The organism is Streptomyces scopuliridis, from assembly GCF_042790125.1.
Classification (GTDB): Bacteria; Actinomycetota; Actinomycetes; order Streptomycetales; family Streptomycetaceae; genus Streptomyces; species Streptomyces scopuliridis_A.
The window spans coordinates 1-7,977 of record NZ_JBHTZS010000065.1 but is presented as its reverse complement, the minus strand read 5'-3'; the positions used below and the strand labels follow the sequence as shown (position 1 = coordinate 7,977).

The following is a 7,977-nucleotide window of genomic DNA, read 5'->3' as shown; positions in this document are numbered from 1 at the left end:
ACCCCGGTGCCGCAGGCCGCGTACAGGCTCTTGCGGGAGACACCCATGGCTTCGGCCAGGTCGCCGACGCCGGCACCCACGAAGCCCTGCCCCCGGAAGACCGCCATCGCCTTCTCGACGACCCCCGCAGATTTCGGCACCGATCGGTGCCGAAATCTGCGGGGGTCGGAGGCGCTCCGTAACCGAGCGGAACAGAAGAAAGGGCAATCCGATGGCCGAGAAGGATCTGCGCAGCTGGTACATGCGCTTCGCAGCGGCGCTCAACGCCCGTGAGTTCGACGGCATGGACGAGTTCATCAATGACCAGGTACTGCTGAGTGGCAAGCCTGGCACCCGGGACGACGTCGTCACGGTCCTGAAGGGGATCGTCGAGGCCGTTCCGGACTTTCACTGGGATGTCAAGGAAACACTGTTCGACCGTGACGGAATCGCCGCACGCGTGATCAACACCGGCACTCCAGTGAAGGAGTGGCTCGGTGTTCCTCCTTCTGGTGCCTCGTTCGAGATCGTCGAGTACGTCATTTACAAGGTAAGTAACGGTCGATTCGTAGAGATGACGAACCTGCACGATTCGGCCGAGTTGCGTCGACAGTTGACTGCCTGACAGCAGGGGGTCTTTGGCCAGCTTCAAGGAAACGGTCGTCCAAAGACCCGACTGGTACGGCGGCCGCACTTCATGGTCTTCCTGTCTGGTTTGCGGCTTGGTCAAGGTCAGCGGATCCAGGAGGGGCGCGGTGGACCTGGTGCTCATCGAGGCCGGCCAGCCCTTTCTCGCTCTGGAAGGTCTCCTCCATCCGCCATCTGGATCCGGCGATCTGCACCAAGGTGGCCTGCGGCACCGCTTCGGGTGAGGAGCAGCGGTAGTAGGCGACTTCACCGATGGTGCGGTTGCGGCGGATCAGCAGCCGGCGGTGGCCGGGCGCCGGGTCGGCAAGACCTATGAGCACCAGTCGTGGAACCGCTGTCGCTGATCCCACCGTCCAGGGTGCGGCCGCAGGGTGGCAGTACACAGGATCACCTGAACCGTCGGGTGAAGCGGCCGGGACAGTCACAGAAGCAGTCCCGCGACGGTGTCGGGCCGCCGGGCAACCGGATCGCCGCCACCGTGCCGCCACCCTCTGCCGGACTCAACGCCACGCCGTACGCGCCGCGATGGGCGGGCGGCTTCAGCCGCACCGCAGCCGCGAGTTGACGTCAGTCCATCGCCTCCCCGGACATCCCGTTCCCGCCGACCAGGACGTCTATGATCCGCTGGTAGTCCGGTGGAGGAACCACCGGGGCGAGCCCTTCCTCCCAGTGCAGCACCACTGAGCCGGGCACCGCCTGCCTGACGCACTCCTGCGCGAACAGCCTCGAACTCGACTGGGGCGCCGTCAACGCCGGACTCACCCTCCCGTGCCACAACGGCCGCGCCGAGTGCGTCGACACACGAACCAAACAGGGCACGAGGCAAATGCACGGACGAGCCGGGTTCCCCTGCTCCGCCACCGCATCCTCCTCCAGTGCCCCCTGCACAGCGCTACCACGTATTACGGGGCAGATCCGCTCGTTTGACAGACCCTTGCTCGTCCGGTCCCCCGCGCCGCCTTCCTGTCCGCGCTACTCCGGTGACTGCTTGACGATCCCGAGATCACTTTCAGCGTCGAAGCCGACGCGCTCGTGCGGAAGAGCGACTGGGCGTGCGATGTCGGCCATCAGGTCGAAAGCGGCACCGGCGATCGAATCGGCTATGTCCGCTCCCTGGCGCTGCTGCTTCGCCCGTTCATGAGGTGCGCCTAGGAAGATCAACGATTCTCCGGATCGGGCCGTGACGGAGGTCGGAGTCGGCGTTTCCTCGCTCATCGATGGTGATTCCCTTCCGTAGACCCCGCGCAGGGGTGATCGGTGACGTGCAGACGTCGGGCCGTCAATATGAGGTCCCGTCAGGTGTGAGCACCGTTTCTGGGCGAGTCGCTCAGTGCTGATGCGTCCCCGGCGTAATCGTTACGAGAGCAGGTCCCCACCGGCGCTCCTCCCACCTGGGAGCACGTCTGAATCAGACGGCGAGAGTGGCCGGTATGTCACCGACGAGTCGGTGCCGGGGGTGTCTCGATGCGGCCTTCGAGAGGAGCCCGGTGGCCCACGGAGAGCTGGGCACAGTGATTGCGCCGGCCTTCGTCAGGTCGCTGGGGTCGTGAGACCGGACCTCGATGAGTGCGGCGACCATCTCAGGGGCGGGGGATGTTCCGCAGGTTGGCGCGGGCCAGGTCGAGCATCTTGCCGACGCCGCCGTCGAGCACTGTCCGGCCCGCGGCGAAGGCGAATCCCTTGACCTGGGCGGCCGAGATGTGCGGCGGAATCGACAGCGCGTTGGGGTCGGTCACCAGGTCGACCAGGAACGGTCCGTCATAGGCCAGCGCCCGCTTGAGCCCCTCGACGACATCCCCAGGGCGCTCGATACGGATCGCCTCAATGCCCGCGCTGCGGGCGATCGCCGCGTAGTCCACCGCCTCGTGGTCGGTCTCGTGCTCGGGTAGCCCCTCGACCAGCATCTCCAACTTCACCATGCCCAGAGAGGAGTTGTTGAAGACGATCGTCTTCACCGGCAGATTATGCAGCTTCACTGTGAGCAACTCGCCCATCAGCATGCCCAGTCCACCGTCACCGGACATCGAGATCACCTGGCGGTCGGCGTAAGCGAACTGCGCGCCGATGGCGTGCGGCAGCGCGTTGGCCATCGTGCCGTGCAGGAACGAACCGATCACCCGGCGCCGCCCATTGGGGGTCAGATAACGCGCCGCCCACACGTTGGACATGCCGGTGTCCACGGTGAACACTGCGTCGTCCGCAGCGAGTTCGTCCAGAACCGAGGCCGCGTACTCAGGGTGGATCGGGGTGTGCCGCTCGACGTCGTGGGTGTAGGCGGAGACCACCTTCTCCAGCGACCTGGCATGCTTGTGCAGCATCCGGTCCAGATAGGTACGGTCGCGCCTCGCCTCGGTCAACGGCAGCACAGCGCGCAGTGTCTCCCGGACATCGCCGTGGACCCCGAGTTCCAGCACGGTGCGACGGCCGAGGCGGCCCGCATCGTGGTCGATCTGCACGGTCCGCGCCTGCGGCAGGAAGTCGTTGTACGGGAAGTCGGTGCCGAGCAGGACGACCAGGTCGGCCTCGTGCATCGCGTCGAAGCAGGCGCCGTAGCCCAGCAGACCGCTCATGCCCACGTCGTACGGATTGTCGAACTGGATCCACTCCTTGCCCCGCAGGGTGTGCCCGATGGGGGCGGCAGTCTTCTCGGCGAGCGCCATGACCTCGGCGTGCGCGTCCCGCACTCCCGCACCGCAGAACAGCATCACCTTCCGTGCCGCGTTCAGCTTCTCGGCCAGCGCCCGAACCTGTGTGTCCGGCGCGACGACCCGGCCGCGCTCAGTGACCAGGTCGCTGCTTCCCGTCGGGTGAGTCGCCTCGTCGTGCGCGACATCGCCCGGTATCACCAGGACTGATACCGCGCTGTTGCCAAGAGCCCGCTGCATGGCGATCCGCAGAACCCGGGGCATCTGCTCGGGGGTGCTGATCATCTCGCAGTAGTCGCTGCACTCGGTGAACAGCCTTTCCGGGTGGGTCTCCTGGAAGAAGCCGGTGCCGATCTGGTGGGACGGGATGTGCGAGGCGAGTGCCAGCACGGGCGCACCAGAGCGGTGCGCGTCGTACAGTCCCTGGATCAGATGCGTGTTTCCGGGGCCGCAGCTTCCGGCACACACCGCGAGCCTGCCGGTCAGCTGCGCCTCCGCTGCCGCAGCAAAGGCGGCGGCCTCCTCGTTCCGTACGTGCACCCACTCGATGCCGTCGGTACGGCGCACCGCGTCGACCACCGAGTTCAGGCTGTCACCCACCACGCCATAGATCCGCTCCACGCCCGCCTGGCGCAGAATGTCCACCATCTGCTGAGCCACGGTCAGATTCCGCATCGCCGGACTTCTCCCCTCAGGCCGCACGCCTGTCCCATGTGATCTCGACAGCCTTAATATAGTTGATATATCCACCTTAGCTGCAGGGGTGCCGCAACCGCACCGAGCTGATGCTCGCGATCGTGGACCATGTGCTGGTCCAGGCCATGCAGGGCTACCGGCGGCAGGGAACCTGGCGTGCGCGGCTCGTCGACCTGACCCTGCGCTCATGGGATGCGTACGCCGCGCTGCCGCAGCTGGCGAAGGACGTCAGCCACTATCCGGGCAGCGGGCCCGGCAGCCAGCTGGTGATCGAGGAGACCCTGCAGGCCCTCAGCGACGCCGGGGTGCCCGAGAAACTCATCCCCGAGTGGTACCACCGGCTGGTGACCTTGTCCGTGTCCCTGATCTCCGCGCACGCGGCCAGCCAATCCTCCGGGCTGACCGAGCAAAAGCGGAGACGGGAAACCTTCCGAGTGATCACGCTGGGCGCCGACCCGGCAGACTTTCCCGCGCTGGTTCACTATGGTCGCCGCATCGAACCCGTCGGTTTCACCCGCGAGAGCTTCCTCGCCACAGTGGAGCTGGTGCTGGACGCGGTGCCTGCGCGCCAAGAACGAAGCTGAACCTGGCGCTGCAGCCCAGAAGAATAGTGAGTGCGTTGCGGCAAACCGGATTTCGTTCGAGGTGTGCGGTGCGGTGATCATCTGGACAGAGGTACGGGTGGTGCGGCCGTGGGCATGAAAGAACGGCCCCTTGGTAGTGACGCGGTTACGACACCCAGCACGACCAAGGAAGCCCGTTGCCCGATCACTTGACCTCGCCTGCCGGCTGGACCTGGCCACCCGCGAGGTCGTCGGCTACGCCATGGCCGGCCACCACCGCGCCTCCCTGGTCATCGACGCCCTGCGGATGGCACACGGCCGGGCCGGCCTGCAGCCCGGATACATCACACACTCGGATCGCGGAAGCGAATACACCTCAGCCGAATTCCGCCGCGTGATAAGCGAGTTGAGCCTGCGACAAAGCTGCGGCCGCACGGATCACGCTTCGACAATGCCGCCGCGGAGAGTTTCTGGGCCCTGCTCAAAGAAGAGATCGGAACCCGGACATGGCCTGACCTGGGCCACCGCTCGCGCCGAGGTCTTTGCCTTCATCGCGACCTTCTACAACCGCCGCCGTCTGCGCAAGCACAAGATCTTCGGCTACTCTCCGCGACAAGCTCGGCGCCGAGGACGCCCAACTCGGATATATAGACGGCGTCGTCCACAGCAATGGGACGATCGAGGAGTTAATCGACCGCGCACGACACATTCCCGGCCACGGCCCCGAGTATCGCGGCTACCGGCTTGCTCAGGAAGCGTCGTAATAGCCTCCGAAATATTTCACGGGTGACCATGCCGGCATTACTTCCGGGAGTTCGGGAGCCAGGTCCCGATATTCTCCCTCACCGAATACTACGCGGCCGTCCACAACGGTTAGTACGGAGGAGATGCCTCTGATCTCATCATCTGGTACGGAAAAATAATCCGCGTTGAGCACGGCGAAGTCGGCTAGGTTGCCCGGTGCTATTCTGCCTTTTTCGTGTTCGCTGTTATCGAACCAGGCGGCACCCAGGGTAAAGAGCTTCAATGCTTCTGCTCGGCTCAGGCGGTTGTCGCTGCCCAACACCTCCGAGCCTGACACGGATTTGCCGGTAACGGCCCAGCTTATGGCTGTCCAGGGATGATACGAGGATGCCCTGTACCCGTCAGTGGTCAGAGCTACCGGAATACCACTTTGCAGTAGAAGGCGGAAGGGCGGCGTCTGCAAGGCCTTCTCTCTGCTGTAGGTCTTTACAAAGCTGTCGCCGTGCACGGCCATTTTGCCATCCAAGGCCACGGCTCCGCCGAGCTTCCTAACCCGCGCTATGTTTTCCGGGCTGATGGTTTCGGCATGCTCAATGGACCAGCGCAAGCCATCAAGCGGCGCCTGCTGATTTACTTTCTCCAAGGCATCCAGGAAGGGAGTGATGTTCTCGTTGTAACTGAGGTGTACCCGGAAGGGAATCCTTCGCTTTACGAGCTTCGCGAAATCTTCCTCTACCTTCGAACGCATCAACTCCGGATCGATGATGATCGCCGGCTGATCAAAATCTTCGTGATCGTGCAGCTCAGGCCCGAGAGCCTCCCCGTAGCCTTCGTATTCATGACCGTGCAGCCACCTCGGATGCAAGTTTTGACCGGGACTGATTGGGGCCTTTTTGGTTATGGTCTCAATTGCGTCGTCTACATTTATTTCGAAGCCGCTGCTCGTGATCGCAATCTGTATGTCAATAAAGGGAAGCCGAACCCTCAGGAGGTCATCCTTGATCAATGCGCCAACAATATTGTGGCCCTCCGGATAAGGTTCTGAGCTCGCGCAGTCTATAACGGAGGTTACGCCGAAGCGATTCAGATCCCTGATTGCCTGGCCCAGTGAGTTCACTTGCTCTTCGAAGCCCGGCGCAGGAAGCATGGTTTCGACGGTGATGAAGGTAAAGGTATTGCCGTACAGGACTCCCGTATAGCGGCCATCCTGGTCCTTCTCAAAGACCATCCCGGGCAAGTCCGGAAAGGCAGAGGTGCCTACCCCCAGCTGTTCCATGGCCTGAGCATTCATGAAGGCCTGGTTGTAGGCGTATTGCACGTGAAGAGGTCGGTTGGGCACAGCCCTTTCGAGCTCTTCCATGGTAGGAAGTCTGTCCTCTTCGAACTGATGGGGCGACCAGCCGCCAGACACCCTTACCCACTGACCTTCCGGCGTCCTCTCAGCCTGCTCGTGCAGCATTTCTAGTGCCCGTGTCAGAGTAGGGACGCCATCCCATCTTGTTTCGTAATTGTAGAATTTGCTATTTAGCAGGTGCAGATGCGCGTCTTCCAGACCTGGTATCAACCGCAGACCGCCGGCGTCAATCACCTTTGTACCTTGGCCCTTTAGGGCAAGGATCTCGGCATCGCTGCCAACAGCATAAATCCTCCCCCGCTTCACAGCTAGCGCAGCCGCCTCCGGCTGGGCCAAATTCTGCGTGGTAATTCTTGCGTTATGAACGATTAGATCGGCACCCACAAATGTGTCCTGCATCTTCCCTGCCTCCTCTGGTCATTGGTCTGCTGGCATGCTCCGATAGCAACGAGCGGCTTAGCAGGTCCGTCCCCGACCCGGCAAGCCCGACGAACTGGCCCGTCGAGGCCGGGTCGACGGGCCAACTGCCAACGATCGCGAACGGTGGCCAAACGCCTGTGACCGCACAGGCTGCCGTCCTCGTCCAACACGATTGCGCTGCCCGGGTTGTTGGCGAGCGTGAAGTCCGCCGTGGCCGCGTAGCTGCTGCCGCACGGCGTCGGAATGATCGCGACGCCGGTGACGGACAAGTTCCAGCTCGCAGCGCCATAACCGGCAGTGTTCGCCGTGCCGCGGAGATACGCCCCGTTCGGGCATGGCACTGCGAACCTGATAAAGGCGGACGCCAGGGTTGGCTTCCTTCGTCACCGGCGCCCCTTCCCCCTTGAGCGGCGTGATACATGACATATCAACTAGTGGCAACCGTAGCAGACAGCTTTGACATGTCAACTACCTCTACGGCGCCAGTCATGACTCGGATCGGCATCATCCTTGGCAGCACCCGCCCCAGGGGCCCGGGAGTGTTCCGGGAAGGTCCCCATAGTTATGGGATGCCGCAGAGGGTGAGTACGGCTGTTGGTGTGGTGTGAGCGCGGCGTGCGCTGGCGGTGTTGGCCCAGCCGGCGAGGCGGAAGGCGCCACGGGTGAAGTGGAGACTCGATTTCATGAAAGGATCGAGTCATGGCACGACCTTCCCGTTACCCGCTTGAGTTCCGCCGTCGTGCGGTGCGCATGGTCGCCGAGGTGCGCGACGACTACCCGAACGAGACGGCCGCCCTGCAGGCGGTGGCCGAGAAGCTCGACATCGGCTCGCGCGAGACGCTGCGGAACTGGGTGAAGCAGCAGGAGGTCGACGCGGGGACGCGTCCGGGGACGACGACGGAGGAGTCCGCCCAGCTCAAGGCGCTGA

The 7,977-nt window shown here is 63.6% G+C and carries 8 protein-coding genes and 2 pseudogenes; 5 read left to right on the top strand and 5 right to left on the bottom strand.

The genetic code is table 11. From position 1 onward, the window contains the following. The first annotated feature begins 211 nt into the window (after window positions 1–211). Complete coding sequence (locus ACFRKB_RS38720; protein WP_383111287.1) at window positions 212–604, top strand: ester cyclase; 393 nt, start codon at window positions 212–214, stop codon at window positions 602–604. 118 nt (window positions 605–722) lie between these two features. Here ACFRKB_RS38720 and ACFRKB_RS38715 read toward each other — a convergent pair. Both ACFRKB_RS38715 and ACFRKB_RS38710 read right to left on the bottom strand, forming a co-directional pair. Then, window positions 723–961, bottom strand: a pseudogene (locus ACFRKB_RS38715) (IS701 family transposase); the annotation flags it as partial. Window positions 962–1,194: 233 nt separating this feature from the next. Then, window positions 1,195–1,377, bottom strand: a complete 183-nt coding sequence (locus ACFRKB_RS38710) for a hypothetical protein (RefSeq protein ID WP_383111286.1) — start codon at window positions 1,375–1,377, stop codon at window positions 1,195–1,197. Here ACFRKB_RS38710 and ACFRKB_RS38705 point away from each other — a divergent pair. After that, window positions 1,334–1,554: pseudogene (locus ACFRKB_RS38705) on the top strand (hypothetical protein); the annotation flags it as partial. The gene ACFRKB_RS38710 and the pseudogene ACFRKB_RS38705 sit on opposite strands and share 44 nt — an antisense overlap. 45 nt (window positions 1,555–1,599) lie before the next feature. Here the strand turns inward: ACFRKB_RS38705 and ACFRKB_RS38700 are convergent. Both ACFRKB_RS38700 and ACFRKB_RS38695 read right to left on the bottom strand, forming a co-directional pair. Then, window positions 1,600–1,842: a hypothetical protein gene (locus ACFRKB_RS38700; RefSeq protein WP_383111285.1), complete on the bottom strand. Its 243-nt coding sequence runs from the start codon at window positions 1,840–1,842 to the stop codon at window positions 1,600–1,602. 365 nt (window positions 1,843–2,207) lie between these two features. Continuing rightward, window positions 2,208–3,947, bottom strand: coding sequence for a pyruvate dehydrogenase (locus ACFRKB_RS38695; protein ID WP_383111284.1), 1,740 nt, complete (start codon window positions 3,945–3,947; stop codon window positions 2,208–2,210). A 122-nt stretch (window positions 3,948–4,069) separates the two neighbouring features. On the opposite strand from ACFRKB_RS38695, the gene ACFRKB_RS38690 reads away from it, so the two are divergent. Both ACFRKB_RS38690 and ACFRKB_RS38685 read left to right on the top strand, forming a co-directional pair. Next, on the top strand, window positions 4,070–4,552 hold the full coding sequence (locus ACFRKB_RS38690) for a TetR/AcrR family transcriptional regulator C-terminal domain-containing protein (protein ID WP_383111283.1): 483 nt from the start codon (window positions 4,070–4,072) through the stop codon (window positions 4,550–4,552). A 136-nt stretch (window positions 4,553–4,688) separates the two neighbouring features. Continuing rightward, a complete protein-coding gene (locus tag ACFRKB_RS38685; protein WP_383111282.1) occupies window positions 4,689–5,321 on the top strand; it encodes a DDE-type integrase/transposase/recombinase in 633 nt (210 codons plus the stop codon). Here ACFRKB_RS38685 and ACFRKB_RS38680 read toward each other — a convergent pair. Further along, window positions 5,280–7,028, bottom strand: a complete 1,749-nt coding sequence (locus tag ACFRKB_RS38680) for an amidohydrolase (protein WP_383111281.1) — start codon at window positions 7,026–7,028, stop codon at window positions 5,280–5,282. The two genes, ACFRKB_RS38685 and ACFRKB_RS38680, sit on opposite strands and share 42 nt — an antisense overlap. A gap of 720 nt (window positions 7,029–7,748) precedes the next feature. On the opposite strand from ACFRKB_RS38680, the gene ACFRKB_RS38675 reads away from it, so the two are divergent. Beyond that, window positions 7,749–7,977: transposase (locus ACFRKB_RS38675; protein WP_383111280.1), on the top strand; the 229-nt coding region annotated here is incomplete at its 3' end.